Source organism: Pontivivens ytuae, assembly GCF_015679265.1.
GTDB classification, from domain to species: Bacteria; Pseudomonadota; Alphaproteobacteria; order Rhodobacterales; family Rhodobacteraceae; genus Pontivivens; species Pontivivens ytuae.
In genome coordinates, this window is the sequence record NZ_CP064942.1 from 311,837 (window position 1) to 330,446 (window position 18,610).

Genomic DNA, 18,610 nt, shown 5'->3' on the forward strand with positions numbered 1-18,610 from the left:
GGAGGCTTTCGATGAGCAAGCAGGATTTGAGCTGGGCGATCCCGGTCATGCGTATGGGCTATGCCGGGCGCGGGATCGTCTACGTGGTGGTGGCGGGCATCTCGCTCTTCGCGCTGACGCGCGGGGGCGAGGCCGAGGGGACCTCCAGCGCGCTGGAGCAACTTGAGGGCTCCGCCTGGGGCAGCGTGGTGCTGCTCCTGATCTTCCTCGGCATGGCGGCCTACGCGATCTGGCGATGGATCGATGCGGCCTATGACCTTGAAGACTACGGCGGCGAGGTGAAGGGCCTGATCGCGCGCGGCGGGATGATCATCACGGGCGCGATCCATGGCGCGCTCGGCCTCTTCGCCCTCGTCCTGCTCTTCACCTCCGGTGGCGGCGGCAGCGGCTCGACGATTGCGGAGGTCGTGCGCTGGGTGATGGGGCTACCGGCCGGGATCTGGCTGGTGGGGCTCGCGGGTGCGATCACGATCGGCGCCGGGATCTACTATGTGGTGAAGGCGGTGAAGGAGAAATACCGCGCGCACCTGCGGGCCAACCACTTCACGCGCAACTGGAACCCGGCGCTGAAGGCGGGCGTGCTGGCGCAGGCAATCATCATCACGCTGATCGGCTTTTTCCTCGTCTTCGCGGCGTGGCAGGCGGACCCGAGCCAAGCGGGTGGCGTGGGCGAGGCGTTCTCCTGGCTGCGCGATCAGGCCCATGGCCGGATCCTCGTGATCGCGGTCTGCATCGGGCTGTTGGGCTTCGCACTCTTCTGCTTCGTGAACGCCGCCTACCGCGTGGTGCCGAAGGTCGCGGGCGACGATGTGGAGACGCTGGCGCGCCGGGCGAAGGGCAAGGCCGAGGCGGCCATGGGCTGAACTGGACTTCCCTCCCGGGCCGCTCCACACTCCGCGGCAAAATGGGAGGGAAGCGCATGGAACTCAACGAAAACATCACCGCCGTGGTGACCGGCGGGGCGAGCGGGCTGGGTGCCGCGACCGCCCGTGCGCTGGCCGCCGCGGGGGTGAAGGTGGCGATCCTCGACCGGGATGCGACGAAGGGTCCGGCGGTGGCCGCGGAGATCGGCGGCCACTTCGCGGAAGTCGATGTGTCGGATGCCGGGAGCGTGGCGGCGGCGCTGGCGAGCGCCCGCGCCGCACACGGTCAGGAGCGGATCTGCGTGAACTGCGCGGGGCTCGCCTGGGCGGTGAAGACTGTGGACCGGGAGGGGCAGCCGCACGACCCGGCGAAGTTCGCGACCACCATCGGCGTGAACCTGATCGGCACCTTCAACATGGCGAGCCAGTCGGCGGCGGGGATGGCGGCGGCCGAGCCGCTGACGGCCGATGGCGAACGGGGGGTGATCGTGAATACCGCCTCGGTCGCGGCCTTCGACGGGCAGATCGGGCAGATCGCCTATTCCGCCTCGAAGGGCGGCGTGGTCGGGATGACGCTGCCGATGGCCCGTGATCTCGCCCGTTCCGGCATCCGCGTGAACGCGATCGCGCCAGGGCTGTTCCTCACGCCGCTTCTGGAAAGCCTGCCGGAGGAGGCGAAGCGGAGCCTCGGCGCGCAGGTGCCCTTCCCCTCCCGCCTCGGCGATCCGGCGGAGTTCGCAGCGCTGGTCCGGCACATGGCGGAGAACCCGATGCTCAATGGCGAGGTCGTGCGGCTCGACGGGGCGATCCGGATGGCGCCGAAGTGACGGGCGGGGGCTTTGCCCCCGATCTGGGGGCGCTGCCCCGTCCGGGCCTGACGGCCCGACCTCCCCGGGATATTTCGACAAGCTGGAAGGGTGTGGCCGTCATACTCGGGCTTGACCCGGGGAGCTCGTGATTGCGGAGATGGCCGGGTCGAGCCCGACCATGACGTTCCTTCAGGAGGTCAGATCAGCCCGTCGTAGGAGCGGCGGGGGATCGTGATTTCGAGGAGGACCGGGCCGTCGGCGGCGAGGGCCTCGGCGAAGGTCTCCTCGAGGCTTGCGGCGCTGTCGGCCTTCAGGCTCTTCAGGCCCATGGCGCCGGCAACCGCTGCGTAGTCCGTCGCGCCGAAATCGACGCCCGCGTTCTGCTTGCCGTCGCGGCGCTGCTTCATCTCGATCAGAGCGAGGGAGCTGTCGTTGAGCACCGTGCAGATCACCGGAGCGGCGGTGTCGCGCAAGGTGGCGAGTTCGCCCAGGATCATGTCGAGGCAGCCGTCGCCCATCACCGCGAGGCTGCGCTCGCCGCTCGCGAGCCCGTGGCCCATGGCGAGCGGCAGGGCGCAGCCCATGGTGCAGAGGCCAGTGGACTGGATCAGCGTGTGCGGGCGATCGCAGTGCCACATCTGGCTCATCAGGATGCGGTGCGCGCCGCTGTCGACGCTCGTCATCATCTCGCCGGGGCGCATGCGGTCGAGGATGGCGAGGGCCTGCGCCGGGCCCCAGTCGTCACCCGGTGCGAAGGCAGCATCCAGCGCCGCGCGGGTCTCGGCGACACGCGCGCCCCAGTCGACGCTCAGCGCGAGGCCGTCGAAGAGGGCCTCCAGGCTGCGGCCCGGATCGCAGACCCAGCCTTGGGAGACGCCGTGCATCGCCTGCCGGTCGGGCACCGCGGTGAAGGAGATCGCGTTGGCCCGGTCCCACGGGTCCTGCCAGCCGGTGCGCATCTCGATCGGGTCGTAGCCCGCGCAGATCACGAGATCGGCCTCGCCGATCAGAGGCATGAGGATCGCGTCGGATTTCGGGCTGAGCCCGTGACCGCCGAGGCTGAGCGGATGGCGCTCGTCGAGGACGCCCTTCGCCTTGTAGGTCGTGACGACCGGGATGCCGTGCGCCTCCGCCGCGGCGCGGACTGCCTCGGGTGCGCCAGGCGATTGCAGAAGGTCGAGGCCCGCGACGATCAGCGGGCGTTTGGCGTTGGCGAGGCGACGGCGCGCGGCGTCGAGCCCCGTTGGCAGGCTGGGCGAGACGGGGGTGAGGTAGCCGACGCCAGGCACCGGATGCTCGGCGGCGGCGACCTTCACCGGCAGGTCGATATGGACCGGGCCGGGTTGCGGGTCCTGCGCGATGCGCACCGCCTTGTCGATCATCACGTCGCAGGCCCCGGCACGCGCCTCGAAGCTCGCCTTGACCACCGGTTTCAGCACGGCGCGGTGGTCGAAGATCTGGTGGGTGTAGCGCAGGGTCGTCACGTCGTCATAGGCGCCGGTGATGACGATCAGTGGCACACGGTCCTGCTCCGCATTCGCGGTGACATTGACGGTGTTCGCCATGCCGGGCCCGACGGTGGCGACGAGCACCCCGGGTGCGCCGGTCGCGTGCCACGCCCCCTCGGCCATGAAGCCGGCGGCGTTCTCGTGCCGGGCGAGGACGAAGCGGATGCCGATCCGCTCCATCGCGTCGATCAGCTCCAGCACCTCGCCGCCGGGCACGCCGAAGGCATGGCGCACCCCGGCTTCGTAGAGGCGCAACGCTATGATTTCGGCTGAGGTCGGGTTCGGCACGGGCGAGGCTCCCAAGGGTCTTGTGCCGATCCTGCGGCTGACCCCTCGGCTGTCAATCCCTCACTCTGCGCAACGCGGTCAGCCGCAGTTCACATCCACGATGGTTCCGGTCTCATCCAGCATGAAATTGAGCCGGTCCGGGTTGAAATCCTGCGTGACGACATCGCCGGGGCGGATAATCCGCATCGGCGCGGGGAAGGTGGAACGCGTAAAAATCTCCTCATTTTCCCCGATGAAGGCCGCGTATCCGTCGGCGTCGCAGCCGGTAGCACCGACTTCCGTCGGTGGCGTGCAGGCGGCGAGCGGCAGGGCCAGAGAGGCGGCAAGCAGGCAGAGATGGACAGGACGCATGGCGCAGGTTCCCCCAATTGATGCTGCCTGCACAAAGGCATACCGCCCGCCGGCGATCAAGACGCCGGCGGGCGGTGGCCTGTAGCAAGTCCTGCCTGTCCCACACAGGATGCTCCGGAGCTTGCGTCCGGTTGGGAGCAGGAGGACGGATCTCGTCCCGGGCCGCCGGGTTTGCGGCGGGCCCGGCGCGTCGTCTGGCTACTCCCCCACGAAGAGCGCCGACGCGCCGGACCATTCACTCACGCGGAACGTCTCGACGTCCCCCCACTCCATGTTTCAGACTTTCGACTCGTCCTGTGGCGAGAATTGGGCCGGTTGTGGGCAAATGTTGGGACTCACCCTTGAGTTGCAACCGGATGGTTTCATTCTACGTCTGAGGCCGGTTGGCGATCAGGTGATCAACGACCTCCGGCTCCGCCAGCGTCGAGGTATCGCCCAGACTGCCGAAGTCGTTCTCGGCGATCTTGCGCAGAATGCGGCGCATGATCTTGCCGGAGCGGGTCTTTGGCAGGCCGGGCGCCCACTGGATGACGTCGGGCTTCGCGATCGGGCCGATGTCGGAGCGGACATGGGTCTGGAGCTCCTTGACGAGAGCGTCGGACGGCTCCTGCCCCTCCATCAGCGTGACGTAGCAGTATATGCCCTGCCCCTTCACCTCGTGCGGGTAACCGACAACGGCAGCCTCGCTGACCGCGGGGTGCGCGACGAGCGAGCTTTCGACCTCCGCCGTGCCCATGCGGTGGCCCGAGACGTTGATGACGTCGTCGACCCGGCCCGTGATCCAGTAGTAGCCGTCCTCGTCGCGGCGGCAGCCGTCGCCGGAGAAGTAGTAGCCCTTGTATTGCTCGAAATAGGTCTTCACGAAGCGCTCGTGATCGCCCCAGACCGTGCGCATCTGGCCGGGCCAGCTGTCGGCGATGGCGAGGACGCCCTCGGTCGCCGTCTCCTCCTGCACCACCGCCGTTTGCGGGTCGAGCACGACGGGCCGCACGCCGAAGAAGGGCGTGGTGGCCGAGCCGGGCTTGGTCGGCGTCGCGCCGGGCAGCGGGGTGATGAGGTGGCCACCGGTCTCCGTCTGCCACCAGGTATCGACGATCGGGCAGCGGCCCTTGCCGACGACATCGTTGTACCAGTTCCACGCCTCCGGATTGATGGGCTCGCCCACCGTGCCGAGTATGCGGATGGAGGAAAGGTCATAGCCCTCCACGAAGCTGGTGCCCTTGCCCATCAGCGCGCGGATCGCGGTCGGCGCGGTGTAGAACTGGTTCACCTTGTGCTTCTCGCAGCAGGCCCAGAAGCGGCCCGCATCGGGATAGGTCGGCACGCCCTCGAACATCAGCGTCGTCGCGCCATTGGCGAGCGGGCCATAGACGATGTAGCTGTGGCCTGTCACCCAGCCCACATCCGCCGTGCACCAGAACACGTCGCCATCGTGGTAGTCGAACGTGTACTGGTGGGTGATCGCGGCATAGAGCAGGTAGCCGCCAGAGGAGTGCACCACGCCCTTCGGCTTACCGGTGGAGCCGGAGGTGTAGAGGATGAAGAGCGGATCTTCCGCGTTCATCGTCTCGGGCGGGCAATCGTCGCCCACCTTCTCCTCCATCTCGTGCAGCCAGTAATCGCCATTGGAGCGGAAGGCGATCTGCTGGCCGGTGCGCTTGACGATCAGCACCGCCGGATCCTCGGCGGAGTGGACGAGCGCCTGGTTCACGTTGTCTTTGAGGTTCGTCACCCGCCCGCCGCGCGGCGCGCCGTCGGAGGTGATGACGACCTTGGCCTCGCAATCGTCGACGCGGTTCGCAAGCGCGTCGGGCGAGAAGCCGGCGAAGACGATCGAGTGGATCGCACCGATCCGCGCGCAGGCGAGCATCGCATAGGCCGCCTCGGGGATCATCGGCAGGTAGATGACGACGCGGTCGCCCTTCTTGACGCCGAGCTCCTTCAGCACGTTCGCGAACTTGCAGACGCGGGTGTGCAGCTCGCGATAGGTGATGTGCTGCGCCTCGTCCGATACGTCATCCGGCTCCCAGATGATGGCGGTCTGGTCGCCGCGCGTCTCCAGATGCCGGTCGACGCAGTTGGCGGCGACGTTCAGCTCGCCATCCTCGAACCATTTGATGGAGACATCCGGGTAGGCGAAGGTGGTGTTCTTGATCTTGGTGGGCTGGGTGATCCAGTCGAGGCGCTTGGCCTCGTCGCCCCAGAAGCCCTCGGGGTCGTTCACCGAGCGGGCATACATCTCTGCATAGCCGTCGGAATCGATATGAGCGGCGCGCACCAGGTCGGGTGCGGGCTCGTGCATGTCCTTCATAGCGGATCCTCCTGTCGTCGAGGGCCGGTCGGCGCGGCCCTTCCTGGGGCGGCGATCCCGGCCGTGGGCGCCGGGACCGGTCGTCAGATCGCGAGGTACTCCTCACGCATCTCCTTATTGTCCAGCAGGTGCTGCGCCGTGTCATCATAGACAACAGTACCGGTATCGAGGATGACGGCCCGGTCCGCGAGTTGCAGCGCGGCAACCGCATTCTGCTCGACGATAACGGTGGTGATCCCCAAATCCCTGATCTGCATCAAGGTTTTCTCGATTTCATGGACGATGACCGGGGCAAGGCCCTCGTAAGGCTCATCGAGCAGGAGGAGCTTGATGTCCCGCGCCAAGGCCCGACCGATGGCGAGCATCTGCTGTTCGCCGCCCGAAAGGGTGGTTCCCTCCTGCTTTCGCCGCTCACCGAGTCGCGGGAAGAGGTCGTAGATCCGCTCGAGGCTCCAGCCCTTCGGGGGCGCGATCTGGGCGAGCTGCAGGTTCTCCTCCACCGTCAGTCCCTGGATGATCCGGCGATCCTCGGGCACCAGCGCGATGCCGGCCTGGGCGGCCTGGTGCGCGCCCATCTCGTGGACCGCCTGATGATCGAGCCAGATCTCGCCATGGGTGACCATGGGCGAGCCCGCCCGCGCGATGGAACGCAGCGTGGAAGTCTTGCCCGCGCCGTTGCGGCCCAGCAGGGCGAGGATCTCGCCCTCGTGGATGTTCAGGCTGATGCCCTGCACGATGTAGCTCTCACCGTAATAGGCATGCATGTCCCAGACGGAGAAGTAGGCCGGTTCGGTGGGCCGCTCGGGCGCGCGAAGGGTGGACATCTGGTTCATGGCTTACTCTCCGTGCGCCTCGCCGAGATACGCTTCGCGCACCTTCGGGTTGCCCTTGATGAATTGCGGGTCGTCCTCGACGATCACGTGGCCCTGGGCGAGCACGCTGATCCGGTCGGCGAGGGAGAAGACGACGTGCATGTCGTGCTCGATGACAACGAAGGTGATGGGCCGCGCCTCCGCGATCGATTTCAGAAGGTCGATCGTGTTGTTGGTGTCGGCCCGCGCCATTCCGGCCGTCGGCTCGTCGAGGAGCAGGAGCTTGGGGTCCTGTGCCAGGCACATCGCCATCTCCAGCCGCCGCTTGTCGCCGCGCGACATGGCGGAGGCCACCATGTTGCGTTTGTCGACCAGGCCGACATCGCGCAGCATCTCCTCCGCATGGTCGCGGATCGCAGTCTCCGCCTTCACCGCAGCGAAGGGGGAGAGCTTGAAGGCGCCGTCGCGGTGGGCGAAGGCGGGGATCATCACGTTTTCCAGGATCGTGAGATCGGTGAAGATCTCCGGCGTCTGGAACACGCGGCTGACGCCCATCTGGTTGATCTCGTGCGGCTTGCGCCCGATCAGGCTCTGCCCGTTGAACATCACCGTGCCCGTGTCCGGCGTCAGCCGCCCGACGAAGCAGTTGAGCAAGGTGGACTTGCCCGCCCCGTTCGGCCCGATGATGGCGTGGACGGTGTTCTCCTCCACATTCAGGTTGACGTTGTCGAGCGCCTGCAACCCGCCGAAGCGCTTGTTGACGTTCTGGACTTCGAGAATGCCCATCTCGCCCTCCCTATTCCGCTGCGGCAGGGTTGCCCTGCAGGTTCGATCCGACCTGTTCGAGATCGTCCCGCTCCTTCCGGCGGCCGAGGAAGCCGAAGATGCGCTTCGCCCCTTCGACCAGCCCGCCGGGCAGGAAGATCACGACCAGCATGAAGACGAGGCCCAGCGTCAGGTGCCAGCCGTCGCCCACGAAGGTTGAGACGACCTTGGTCACACCGTAGGCGAGGCTGTCGGGCAGCCACTCGAACCAGCCCTCGACCACGCTCTCGTTGAAGCGGGAGAGGCGGGCCTCGGCGAACTTGATGACGCCCGCGCCGATCACGGGGCCGAGCAGCGTCCCTGCCCCGCCGAGGATCGTCATCAGCACGACCTCACCGGATGCGGTCCAGACCATCCGCTCGGCGCCCGCGAGCGGGTCCATGCAGGCCAGCAGCCCGCCCGCGAGCCCGGCATACATGCCCGAGATCACGAAGGCCGCGAGCGTGTAGGGCCGGGTGTTCACGCCCGTGTAGTTCAGCCGGTTCTGGTTGGTCTTCACCGCCTTCAGCATCAGGCCGAAGGGCGAGCGGAAGATGCGCAGCGCCACCCAGAACGCGAGGATCAGGAAGGCCGCGGCGAAATAGAAGCCCACGTTGAGCTGCACCGGAATGCCCAACAGCTCCACCGTGCGCGTCGCACTCATCTCGATCCCGAAGAGGTCCGGCGTCGGCAGCCGTCCCTCGCTCGGCGCATCCAGGATCCGCGGATCGTCGAGGCTGAGCTGCAGCCCCGTCTCCCCGTTCGTGATCGGGGTCAGCACCGAATAGGCGAGGTTGTAGCTCATCTGCGCGAAGGCGAGCGTCAGGATCGAGAAGTAGATGCCCGAGCGGCGCAGGCTCACGAACCCGATGACCAACGCGAAGAGGCCCGCGATGATGACGCTCAGGATCAGCGCGGGGAAGACGTTCATGCTCAGGAGCTTGAACATCCACACCGCCGAGTAGGAGCCGACGCCGAGGAAGGCCGCGTGCCCGAAGCTGAGATAGCCCGTCAGCCCGAACAGGATGTTGAAGCCCACCGCGAAGATGCCGAAGATCACGAAGAACTGCATCAGCGCGGGGTAGCCTGCCCCGATCGGGGCCGCGAACAGCGGCAGCAGCAGCACCGCGGCGGTGAAGACCAGCATCAGCGCGCGGTCGGATTTCAGGTCGATACCGAACATGGGATCAGTCCTCCATCACGCCGGCGCGGCCCATCAGGCCCCGCGGACGGGTGAGCAGAATGATGACGGCAACCAGGTAGATGATGATCTGGTCGATGCCGGGCAGGAGCGACTTCACCTCGTTCATCGAGGCGAAGCTTTGCAGGATGCCGAGCAGGAACCCCGCGGCCACCGCACCGGGCAGCGAGCCCATGCCGCCGACCACGACCACCACGAAGGAGATGACGAGGAAGTCCATACCGAGGTGGTAGTCGGGCGACAGGATCGGCGTGTACATCACGCCCGCAAGCCCCGCGACGGTCGCTGCAAGCCCGAACATCCAGGTGAAGCGCTTGTTGATGTCGATACCGAGCAGGCCCACCGTCTCCCGATCGGCCATGCCGGCGCGCACCACCATCCCGAAGGTCGTGTAGCGCAGGAAGGCGAAGACGCCGCCGATGATGAGGGCCGCGAAGATGAAGTAGACGAAGCGCCAGGTCGGATAGGGCACGACGCCTTCGGCGAAGCCCAGCCAGACGCCGAAATCCATCATGCCGCGCAGGCTCTCGGGCGCGGGCTGCGGGATGGGGTTGGCGCCGTAGAACTTCTTGATGATCTCCTGCAGCACGATGGCGAGGCCGAAGGTCACGAGGATCTGCTCGGCATGCGGACGCGAATAGAAGAAGCGGATCAGCCCGCGCTCCATCGTCACGCCAATGAGGAACATCACCGGGATCGCAACGAGGATCGAGACGGGCACGGAATAATCGACCAGCCAGAGCCCGAAATCGCCGAACCAGCTCTGCAAAAGCGGCTCGCGGATCTCCAGCGCGGTGCCCCAGGCGGTGACCTCGGTCTCCGACAGTGTCACGGTCTCATAGGAGATCAGGGCGTTAAAGGTGACGGCGCAGAACGCGCCCAGCATGAACAGCGCGCCATGGGCGAAGTTCACGACGCCCAGCGTGCCGAAGATCAGGGTGAGGCCGAGGGCGATCAACGCATAGGCGGAACCCTTGTCGAGGCCATTGAGGATCTGCAGGACGATCTCGCCCATGGTGCTCTCCCGCGATTGAAGTGGGGGAAGCCGCCCCGCGACGGGGGCGGCCGGAAGCGCGATCAGGCGCCCGGATTGCAGGTGCCCAGATCGCCGCCGGCGAACATCGGGTGATCCGGCTCGTAGGTGACCTGGCTGGCCGGCGTGACGTCCACGACTTCCAGAATGTCGAACTGGTTGGTCGGGTTGTCCTTGCCCTTCACCACCAGCACGTCCTTGAAGCACTGGTGATCCGCGCCGCGGTAGAGGGTCGGGCCGTTGCCCATGCCGTCGAACTCATAGTCCTCCAGCGCCTCAACCACCGCGCACGGGTTGAAGTCGCCCGCGCGCTGCACCGCATCGGCATAGAGCAGCGTCTGCACGTAGCAGGTGTGCGCGGCCTGGGACGGCGGGAAGCCGTATTCCTGGCCGAAGGAGCGCACGAAGGCCTGCGAGCCCTCGTCCTGCAGCGACCAGTGCCAGTTGGTGGAGCCGAAGATGCCCTTCACGTTCTCGCCCGCACCCTGCGCCATCAGGCGGGAGTAGAGCGGAACCACGATCTGGAAATCCTTGCCGTTCGAGACCCGATCGCGCAGGCCGAATTGCACGGCTTGGGTCAGCGAGTTCACCATGTCCCGGCCGTAATGGTTCAGGATCAGCGTGTCGGCATCCGAGTTCAGCACCGGCGTGATGTACTGGGAGAAGTCGCCCGCGCCCAGCGGCGTGCGTACCTTCTGCACAGTGTTCCAGCCGAGGTTCTCGGTCGCCGCCGAAATCGACTCCTCCTGGGTCCAGCCCCAGTTGTAGTCCGCCGTCAGGTGATAGGCGTTGCGGTCCGCGCCGTAGTTCGCCTCCAGCACCGGGGCGAGGGCCGCGCCGGACATGTAGGCGTTGAAGAAGTGGCGGAAGCCGTTGGCGCGGCGATCCTTGCCGGTCGTGTCGTTGGCGTGGGTCAGACCCGCCATGAAGATCACGCCCGCGTCCTGGCAGAGCGCCTGCACGGCCACCGCGACGCCGGAGGACGAGCCGCCGGTGATCATGATGGCACCATCCTGCTCGATCATCGAGCGGGCGGAGGCGCGCGCGGCGTCCGACTTGGTCTGGGTGTCGCCGGTCACGTACTCGACCCGGCGGCCGAGGATGCCGGAGCCCTCCAGCGCCTTGGAGCTGAACGTGTTGAGCATCCCGCCGTCGCCCTCACCGTTGAGGTGCTTGACGGCGAGCTGGTAGGCGCGCAGCTCGTCCGCGCCCTCGTCGGCATAGGCGCCGGACTGTGGCACGTTGAAGCCGAGCGTGACCGAGGATGCACCGGGCGCGTTGGTGTAGGCCCGGGCGGCCGAGGTGAAGAAGGTGGGCGCCGCGAGCGCCGCACCGACGGCCGCGCCTCCGCGCAGCACACCGCGACGGCTGAAGTTGGATTTCGACATGTGGTTCCTCCCTAACGTGTCGGAATGCCCGGGATGTCTTGCCGCGTTCTGGATGCGCGATGGCCGGGCGCGGGTCTTTCGCGACCCGACGTCAGGATGCGAGCGATATGTCAACAAAGCAACAAGCCATTGCTTTACATGTATTTTTTTGTAAATTATTTACAGGCATTAACTGTTATGATGTGAAGAACATTACATTGCGTCGCAGCAAGACCCGTTCACGAAAGGATTTTTCGCGATGAGCCGATCCTTTGCCGGCCTCCGGATCCGGGAACGGCGGCGCGCCCTTGGCCTCTCCCAGGCCGGTTTGGCGAAGGCGGCGGGCATCTCGCCGTCCTATCTCAACCTCATCGAGCACAACCGCCGACCCGTCGCCGGGCGCGTGATGACGGCGCTGGCCCGCGCCCTCGACGTGCCGCCCTCCGCCCTTGGGGAGGAGGCCGCCCTTGGCGTCGTCGCCGCCCTGCGCGAGGCCGCCGCCGACTGGCCGGTGCACGCGCCCGAAGTCGACGTTGTGGAGGAATTCGTGGGCCGCTATCCGGGCTGGGCCCGGATGCTCGCCACCCTCGACCAGACCGTGCGCGCCCAGCGCACCAGCATCGAGGCGCTGAGCGACCGCCTCACCCACGATCCCGTGCTGCAGGCCGACCTGCACGAGATGCTGACCTCGATCACCGCGATCCGCTCCACCGCCTCGATCCTCGCGAGCGTCGAGGATATCGAGGCGGGCCAGCGCCAGCGCTTCGTCGGCGCGATCCATGGGGAGAGCCAGCGGCTCAGCGAGGTGGCGGGCGCGCTCACCGACTATTTCGACCGCGCGATCGAACGCGACGCGCCGCCCGCCACGCCAGAGGAGGAGGTGGCCCAGGCCCTCGAACAGGCGCGCTACGACATGCCGACGCTGGAGAACGGGGAGGAGACGCTGGACGACGTGGTCCGCCGCCTGCCCGTCCGGTCGGATGCAGCGCAGGCCGAGCTGCGCGGCTGGCTCACCCGCTGGCAGGCCGATGCCGCCGCCCTGCCCCGGACGGCGCTCGTGCCACCGCTGGACCTGACTGCACTGGCCGCGGGGGCCGGGACGGACGTGCCCAAGGTGATGCGCCGCCTCGCCTTCCTCGCCGCGCCAGACCTGCCGCAGATGGGGCTGGTGGTGGTGAACGGCGCGGGCCAGATGGTGCTGCGGCGGCCGCGGCCCGACTGGCCGTTCTCCCGCCAGCTTCCGGCCTGCGCGCTCTGGCCCGTCTTCACCGCGCTGCGCGATCCGGGGCTGACGCACACCGATATCGTGGTCAATCCCGACGGCGCGCGCTTCCTCGCGATCAGCCACGCGGAGCTCCACCGCCCCGCCACGACGGGCGCCCGGCCGCGGGTCGAGGCCACGATGCTGATCGTGCCGGAGGCGCAGGCGGGCACCTTCGTCACCGGCCCGGGGCGGGAGCTGCGGGTGGGTCCGAGCTGCCGGATCTGCGCGCGCCGCGCCTGTGCTGAACGGATCGCACCGCCTGTGCTCGACATCGACGCGTGATGCTTTGCCCCTTGCCCGCGGCGCGCGCCACCCGCTACCGTCGTTCGAAACCCGCAGGATCGCCCCGGCAGAGGGCAGACCGCGGGACGGGAGGTTCAGATGCCGAAAACCGTTCTCATCGTCGAGGATGAGGCCAATATCGTGGAGTCTCTCGCGTTCCTGCTTCGGCGCGAGGGCTTCGAGGTGACCACTGTGCCCGACGGGGCGGAGGCGCTGGCGGAGGCGACGCGGCTGCGGCCCGACCTGATGATCCTCGACGTGATGCTGCCCAACCGCTCCGGCTTCGACGTGCTCAAGGCGCTGCGGGCGGACGCGGTGCTGGCCCGGACACCGGTGATGATGCTCACCGCCAAGGGCCAGGCGCGTGACCGGGAGCAGGCGCTGGATCTGGGTGCCGACGTGTTCGTGACCAAGCCCTTCTCCAATGCCGAGATCGTGGCCGAGGCCCGGCGCCTGTCCGGCGTACCGGCGCCGTGAGCGCGCCTCAGGACCGGCCCGCGCGCACCCGCAAGCGCCGCTACGACGGCGCGCTGGTCCTGCCGGTGCTCGCCGCCGTCCTGATGTTGCCGCCCTTCATCGGGCTTGCCGCAGCGCCGGTAGATGTGGCGGGTGTGCCGCTGATCGTGCTGTGGCTTTTCGGACTGTGGCTCGCGCTGATCGTCGTGGCGCGCTTCCTGGCCCGACTGCTCCGCGAGGGTGAGGACGGCTGAGGCGATGCCGGGCTGGAACACCATCGTCATCGCCTGCCTCGCCTATGTGGCGGTGCTCTTCGCGGTGGCGTTCTGGGCGGAGAAGCGGGCACGGCAGGGCCGGTTCGGCTGGCTGCGCAGTCCGTGGGTCTACACCCTGTCCCTGTCGGTCTACTGCACGGCGTGGACCTATTACGGCGCGGTCGGCTCCGCCGCACGCAACGGGCTGGAATTCGCCGCGATCTATGTGGGCCCGACGCTCACCTTCCTCGGCTGGTGGTATCTGCTGCGGAAGCTGGTGCGCATCGCGCGGGAGCAGCGGATCACCTCGATTGCCGACCTCATCTCCTCACGCTACGGCAAGAGCCCGGCGATCGGCGTCATCGTCACGGTGATCGCGGTGGTGGCTGCCACGCCCTACATCGCGCTGCAGCTCCAGTCGTTGTCGCTGAGCTTCGCGCTCTTTTCCGACGTTCCCACGCGACCCGCGCTGACCGCGTTCTGGATCGCAGCAGGGCTCGCCGCCTTCACCATCCTCTTCGGCACGCGCCACGTCGATGCCAACGAGCAGCACTATGGCGTCGTCACCGCCATCGCGCTGGAGGCGATCGTGAAGCTCGTCGCGCTCGCTTCTGTCGGCATCTTCGTCGTCTGGGGGATCGCGGACGGGCCTGCCGACATCTTCAGCCGCCTGCCGGACCGGGAGCTTCTGAGCGGAGAGGTCTTCGGGCCGCGCTGGGTCACCCTCGTCTTCCTGTCGGCCACCGCCGTGATCTGCCTGCCGCGCATGTTCCAGGTCGCGGTGGTGGAGAATGTGGACGAGCGCCATGTCGCCACCGCCTCCTGGGCGTTCCCGACCTACCTGTTCCTGATGTCGCTCTTCGTGCTGCCGATCGCGATTGCGGGGATGACGACGCTGCCGAGCCCGGCGAACCCGGACCTCTATGTGCTGACCGTGCCGCTCGCCACCGGCAACGATGCGCTGGCGCTGGTGGCGTTCCTCGGCGGGTTCTCCGCGGCGACCTCGATGGTGATCGTGGCGGCCATCGCGCTCTCCACCATGGTGTCGAACCACGTGATCATGCCGATCTGGCTGCGCACGATGCGCGGTGCGCCGACGTCGAGCGGGGACGTGCGGGCGATGCTCCTGAACTCGCGGCGGGCGAGCATCGTGGGCATCTTGGCGCTCGGCTACATCTATTATCGGATTACCGGAGGGACCGGGGCGCTCGCCTCCATCGGGCTGATCGCGTTCTTGGGCGCGGCGCAGCTGCTGCCCTCGACGCTCGCCGCGATCTACTGGCCCGGGGCGACGCGGGTCGGTGCGATTGCCGCCGTCACGGCGGGTTTCGCCGCTTGGGCCTACACCCTCTTCCTGCCGAGCTTCGACGGGGCGTTCCTGCTCTCGGCCGAGGTTATCGCGGAGGGGCCGCTCGGCATCGGGCTGCTGCGGCCGCACGCCCTGCTCGGCTCGGACATCGATGACCCGTTGGTCCATGCCACGCTCTGGTCCATGGCCGTCAACGTGGGCGCGCTGGTCATCGGCTCACTCCTCTCGCGGCCCAGCGCGCTGGAGCAGTTGCAGGCGAAGCTTTTCACCGACGTCTTCTCGCTCAGCCGGCCCGAGATGGGGCTCGGCCGCACGGCGAAGTCCGAGGACCTCTTCGAGCTCGCCCAGCGCATCCTGGGGCGGGAGACCGCGTGGCGCATGTTTACCGAGATCGCGCGCAGCCAGGGCAAGCCGCAGGGCCTGCCCGACCCCGCGCCCGAGCTGACCGAGCGGCTGGAGAAGGCGCTCGCCGGCGCGATCGGCGCGTCGTCCGCGCACGCCATGGTGAGCCAGATCAGCGGGCACGGCACCGTCTCCGTCCCCGAGCTGATCCGCATGGCCGACGAGACCGCGCAGATCGTCGAATACGCCCACCGGATCGAGGAGAAATCACGCGAGCTGGAAGAGACCGCCGCCGAACTGCAGCGGGCCAATGACCGGCTCCGCGCGATCTCCGAGCAAAAGGACGCCTTCCTCAGCCAGGTCAGCCACGAGCTGCGCACCCCTATGACCTCTATCCGCTCCTTTGCCGAGATCCTGCGCGAGGGACGCGAGGTGGAAGCCGATCAGGCGCAGCGCTTCGTCTCCATCATCCATGAGGAGAGCCAGCGCCTCACCCGCCTGCTCGACGAGATCCTCGACGTCTCCGTGCTGGAGACCGGCCGCGGCCCGCTCCACCGCGAGCCGCTGGTGATCGGCGAGGTGCTGGATCAGGCGCTGGCCGCGACCGAGCCGCTGATGAAGCGGGAGGGCGTGCAGCTCATCCACGCGCCGGGCGATGCGGTGCGCGTCCTCGCGGACCGCGACCGGCTCGCGCAGGTCTTCATCAACGTCCTCAGCAACGCGGTGAAGTACGGGCGCGGCGACCCGCCGACGATCATCCTGCAAACGCAGGCGAAGGGCGATGCGGTCTCCGTCCTGATCGCCGACAACGGCCCCGGCATTCCGGAGGCCGACCGCGAGCGGGTGTTCGAGAAGTTCAGCCGTCTGGGCTCCGCCACGCTGGCGGGCAGCGCGGGCCTCGGCCTGCCGATCAGTCGGGAGATCATGCGCAATCTCGGCGGCGACCTGGTGCTGGAGCCGGGCGGACCCGGCGCGCGGTTCCGTGTCCGGCTGCCGCGGGTCGAGGACCCACGGACCGAAGACCTGGCCGCCGCCGAGTAGGATCAGGCGATGCCGAGCACCCGCAGGATGAACAGGATCACGACGACCAGTCCGATCAGATAGATGATGTTGCGCACCATGGGCTCCTCACCTTGACTTGGTTGTGTGGGAGGAGGTAGCGCGGCCCAACCCGTTGGCCAGAAATGGTGAATCAGGACCGGACCCGGTCGAGGATCACCTGCGCCGTCATCAGGTCGAGATGCGCGCCGCCGCCGTTCTTGAAGACGGTGATCTCGTCGGGCGTCTGCCGCCCAGCGCGGCCCGCGACGATGTCCCGGAACTCGCCGAGCACATCGGCCTCCGAGATCACCCCGGCCGCCATCGGGATCGTCAGCTCGCCGATATGCCCGATGGTCGAGGCGCGGGCATCGACGAAGAGGCGACCGCGGGTCAGCACCGCGTCATCGGCCTCGCGCATATCCTTGGTGAAGGCGCCGATCAGATCGACGTGTGTACCTGGGGTGAGCCACCGGCCCTCCAGCACCGGCTCCTTCGCCATGGTGCAGGTGGCGACGATGTCGGCGTCGGCGACCGCGGCGGCAAGGTCCTCCGCCACGCCCACGTCGTGTCGGTCGGCAAGCGCCTGTGCCCGCTCGGGGCTGCGGTTCCAGAGCGTGATGCGCTCGATCCCGGGCAGCACTGCCGGATAGGCCTCGATCAGGCTGTCGGCCACGGCCCCCGCCCCGATGATAAGCAGGTGGCGGGCGTCCTTCCGCGCCAGCAACCGGGCGCTGAGCACGCTGTCGGCCGCCGTCTTCCACCGGGTGATGAGGGCATTGTCGATGACCGCCTTCGGCGCACCGGTCACGTCGTCGAAGATCAGCATCGCGCCCTGCACGCTCGGCCGCCCCTGTGCGGGATTGCCGGGCAGCACCGTCACGCTCTTCACCCCCGCGCCGAGTCCGTCGATCCAGGCGGCGCGCGAGAGCATCACGTCGCCGCCGCGATGCAGGAACGTGTCGCCCATCTGGGGCTCCGGCCCGCGATGCCCCGCCTCCAGCGCATCGCAGAGCGCGGGCCAGTCGCAGGGCCCGACATCCTCGGCGCGGATGTGGGGGAGCGTGCTCAAGGCCGGGGCTCCGGGACACTTGAACGAAGCCGAAAACAGGCCGTCACGATCCCGACAGCGGGCGTCATACTCCGGCGGCCGCGGCGGCGCGGGCGAAGTCGCGCAGTTTGTCCTGCGTCAGGCCCGCGATGTTCATCCGGCTGTCGGTGACCATGTAGATCCCGGCCTCCTCACGCACCTGCTCCACCTGCTCCTTGGTGGCGCCCAGGCGGGAGAACATGCCGCGGTGCTGGCGGATGAAGTCGAAGCGGTCGGAGTTCGTCTCCTGCCGCAGCGCCTCGGCCAGCCCCTCACGCAGGCCGTTGATCCGGCCGCGCATCTCGGTCAGCTCCGCCTCCCAGTCCGCGCGCAGTTCGGGGTCGTTGAGGATGATCTCCACCAGCGCGGCCCCGTGATCGGGGGAGAAGGAATAGAGGAGGCGGTTCACGCTCGCGAGCGTCGCCTGGACCTTCGCCTGCTCATCCGCATCCGCGCACTGCACCGTGGCGCAGCCCGCCCGGTCGCGGTAGAGGCCGAAATTCTTGGAGCAGGACTGGGCGATCATCAGCCGCGGCAGACGCGCGGCCATGTGGCGGACGCCCTGAACGTCCTCCTCCAACCCGTCGCCGAGGCCCTGATAGGCGAGGTCGATCAGCGGCAGCCAGCCCTTCTCCACCGCGCTGTCGGTGAGCTGCTGCCACTGGTCGAGCGTCAGGTTCGCGCCCGTCGGGTTGTGGCAGCAGCCGTGCAGGATCACGACGTCGTCGGTGCCCAGACCGTTGACGTAGGCGAGCATCTCCTCGAACCGCACGCCGCGCGTCTCGGCATCGAAGTAAGGGTACGCACCGGGCGCCTTGTCCATCGCCTTCAGCATCGCGGCGTGGTTGGGCCAGGACGGGTCGGAGATGTGGAAGCGCGCCCCGGGTGCCGCCCGCGCGATCAGCTCGAAGAGCACCCGCAGCGCGCCGGTCCCGCCGGGCGCCGCCGCGCCGGCCAGCCGGTCCGGCGTCTCGCCCAGCGCGAGCTTCTGCATCGCGGCGACGAACGCCGGATCACCGGCGAGCTTGGTGTAGGTCTTGGTGGTCTGCTTGTCGTGCAGCCGCTGCTCCGCCACGCGGACGGCGCGCATCACCGGCGTGTTCCCGTGGTCGTCCTTGTAGACGCCGACGCCCAGATCGACCTTGCCATCCCGCGGATCAGCGGCGAAGGCGGCCATCAGGGCGATGATCGCGTCGGGCTGCGGTTCGGGAAGCGTTGCAAACATGAC

The 18,610-nt window shown here is 68.0% G+C and carries 16 protein-coding genes; 6 read left to right on the forward strand and 10 right to left on the reverse strand.

Going from position 1 to position 18,610, the window contains the following annotated elements:
* Positions 1-11: 11 nt before the first annotated feature.
* Both I0K15_RS01395 and I0K15_RS01400 read left to right on the forward strand, forming a co-directional pair.
* Positions 12-863, forward strand: coding sequence for a DUF1206 domain-containing protein (locus tag I0K15_RS01395; protein WP_196103674.1), 852 nt, complete (start codon positions 12-14; stop codon positions 861-863).
* Between the two features lie 56 nt (positions 864-919).
* Complete coding sequence (locus tag I0K15_RS01400) at positions 920-1,690, forward strand: SDR family NAD(P)-dependent oxidoreductase (protein ID WP_196103675.1); 771 nt, start codon at positions 920-922, stop codon at positions 1,688-1,690.
* Between the two features lie 179 nt (positions 1,691-1,869).
* On the opposite strand, the gene I0K15_RS01405 is transcribed toward I0K15_RS01400, so the two are convergent.
* The 8 genes from I0K15_RS01405 to I0K15_RS01440 all read right to left on the reverse strand — a co-directional run bounded on the left by I0K15_RS01405 (position 1,870) and on the right by I0K15_RS01440 (position 11,368).
* Positions 1,870-3,468, reverse strand: coding sequence for a thiamine pyrophosphate-binding protein (locus I0K15_RS01405; protein ID WP_196103676.1), 1,599 nt, complete (start codon positions 3,466-3,468; stop codon positions 1,870-1,872).
* A 78-nt stretch (positions 3,469-3,546) separates the two neighbouring features.
* The gene (locus tag I0K15_RS01410; RefSeq protein WP_196103677.1) at positions 3,547-3,819 is read right to left on the reverse strand and encodes an I78 family peptidase inhibitor; all 273 of its coding nucleotides are present in this window, start codon (positions 3,817-3,819) and stop codon (positions 3,547-3,549) included.
* A gap of 367 nt (positions 3,820-4,186) precedes the next feature.
* Positions 4,187-6,130 carry an acetate--CoA ligase gene (gene acs / locus I0K15_RS01415; protein WP_196103678.1) on the reverse strand — a complete coding sequence of 648 codons (1,944 nt, stop codon included), beginning with the start codon at positions 6,128-6,130 and terminating at the stop codon, positions 4,187-4,189.
* An 83-nt stretch (positions 6,131-6,213) separates the two neighbouring features.
* Positions 6,214-6,963, reverse strand: a complete 750-nt coding sequence (locus tag I0K15_RS01420) for an ABC transporter ATP-binding protein (protein ID WP_196103679.1) — start codon at positions 6,961-6,963, stop codon at positions 6,214-6,216.
* Positions 6,964-6,966: 3 nt separating this feature from the next.
* Positions 6,967-7,728, reverse strand: coding sequence for an ABC transporter ATP-binding protein (locus tag I0K15_RS01425; protein ID WP_196103680.1), 762 nt, complete (start codon positions 7,726-7,728; stop codon positions 6,967-6,969).
* A 10-nt stretch (positions 7,729-7,738) separates the two neighbouring features.
* A complete protein-coding gene (locus tag I0K15_RS01430) occupies positions 7,739-8,929 on the reverse strand; it encodes a branched-chain amino acid ABC transporter permease (protein WP_196103681.1) in 1,191 nt (396 codons plus the stop codon).
* 4 nt (positions 8,930-8,933) lie between these two features.
* Positions 8,934-9,962, reverse strand: a complete 1,029-nt coding sequence (locus I0K15_RS01435) for a branched-chain amino acid ABC transporter permease (RefSeq protein WP_196103682.1) — start codon at positions 9,960-9,962, stop codon at positions 8,934-8,936.
* A 62-nt stretch (positions 9,963-10,024) separates the two neighbouring features.
* Positions 10,025-11,368, reverse strand: coding sequence for a substrate-binding protein (locus I0K15_RS01440; protein ID WP_196103683.1), 1,344 nt, complete (start codon positions 11,366-11,368; stop codon positions 10,025-10,027).
* 238 nt (positions 11,369-11,606) lie between these two features.
* Between I0K15_RS01440 and I0K15_RS01445 the strand changes: the two genes are divergently transcribed.
* From I0K15_RS01445 to I0K15_RS01460, 4 genes are all read left to right on the forward strand, one after another.
* Positions 11,607-12,893: a short-chain fatty acyl-CoA regulator family protein gene (locus I0K15_RS01445; protein WP_196103684.1), complete on the forward strand. Its 1,287-nt coding sequence runs from the start codon at positions 11,607-11,609 to the stop codon at positions 12,891-12,893.
* A gap of 99 nt (positions 12,894-12,992) precedes the next feature.
* Positions 12,993-13,370 carry a response regulator gene (locus I0K15_RS01450; protein ID WP_196103685.1) on the forward strand — a complete coding sequence of 126 codons (378 nt, stop codon included), beginning with the start codon at positions 12,993-12,995 and terminating at the stop codon, positions 13,368-13,370.
* A complete protein-coding gene (locus I0K15_RS01455; protein WP_196103686.1) occupies positions 13,367-13,603 on the forward strand; it encodes a hypothetical protein in 237 nt (78 codons plus the stop codon). The genes I0K15_RS01450 and I0K15_RS01455 overlap by 4 nt, the downstream gene beginning before the upstream one ends.
* 4 nt (positions 13,604-13,607) lie before the next feature.
* Complete coding sequence (locus I0K15_RS01460; RefSeq protein WP_196103687.1) at positions 13,608-16,295, forward strand: sensor histidine kinase; 2,688 nt, start codon at positions 13,608-13,610, stop codon at positions 16,293-16,295.
* A 151-nt stretch (positions 16,296-16,446) separates the two neighbouring features.
* Here the strand turns inward: I0K15_RS01460 and I0K15_RS01465 are convergent, their stop codons facing one another.
* Together I0K15_RS01465 and I0K15_RS01470 are read right to left on the reverse strand one after the other, a co-directional pair.
* A complete protein-coding gene (locus I0K15_RS01465) occupies positions 16,447-17,364 on the reverse strand; it encodes an ornithine cyclodeaminase family protein (protein WP_230374228.1) in 918 nt (305 codons plus the stop codon).
* Between the two features lie 64 nt (positions 17,365-17,428).
* Positions 17,429-18,607 (reverse strand): amino acid aminotransferase, encoded by a 1,179-nt coding sequence (locus I0K15_RS01470; RefSeq protein WP_196103688.1) that lies wholly within the window; start codon positions 18,605-18,607, stop codon positions 17,429-17,431.
* Positions 18,608-18,610 lie beyond the last annotated feature (3 nt).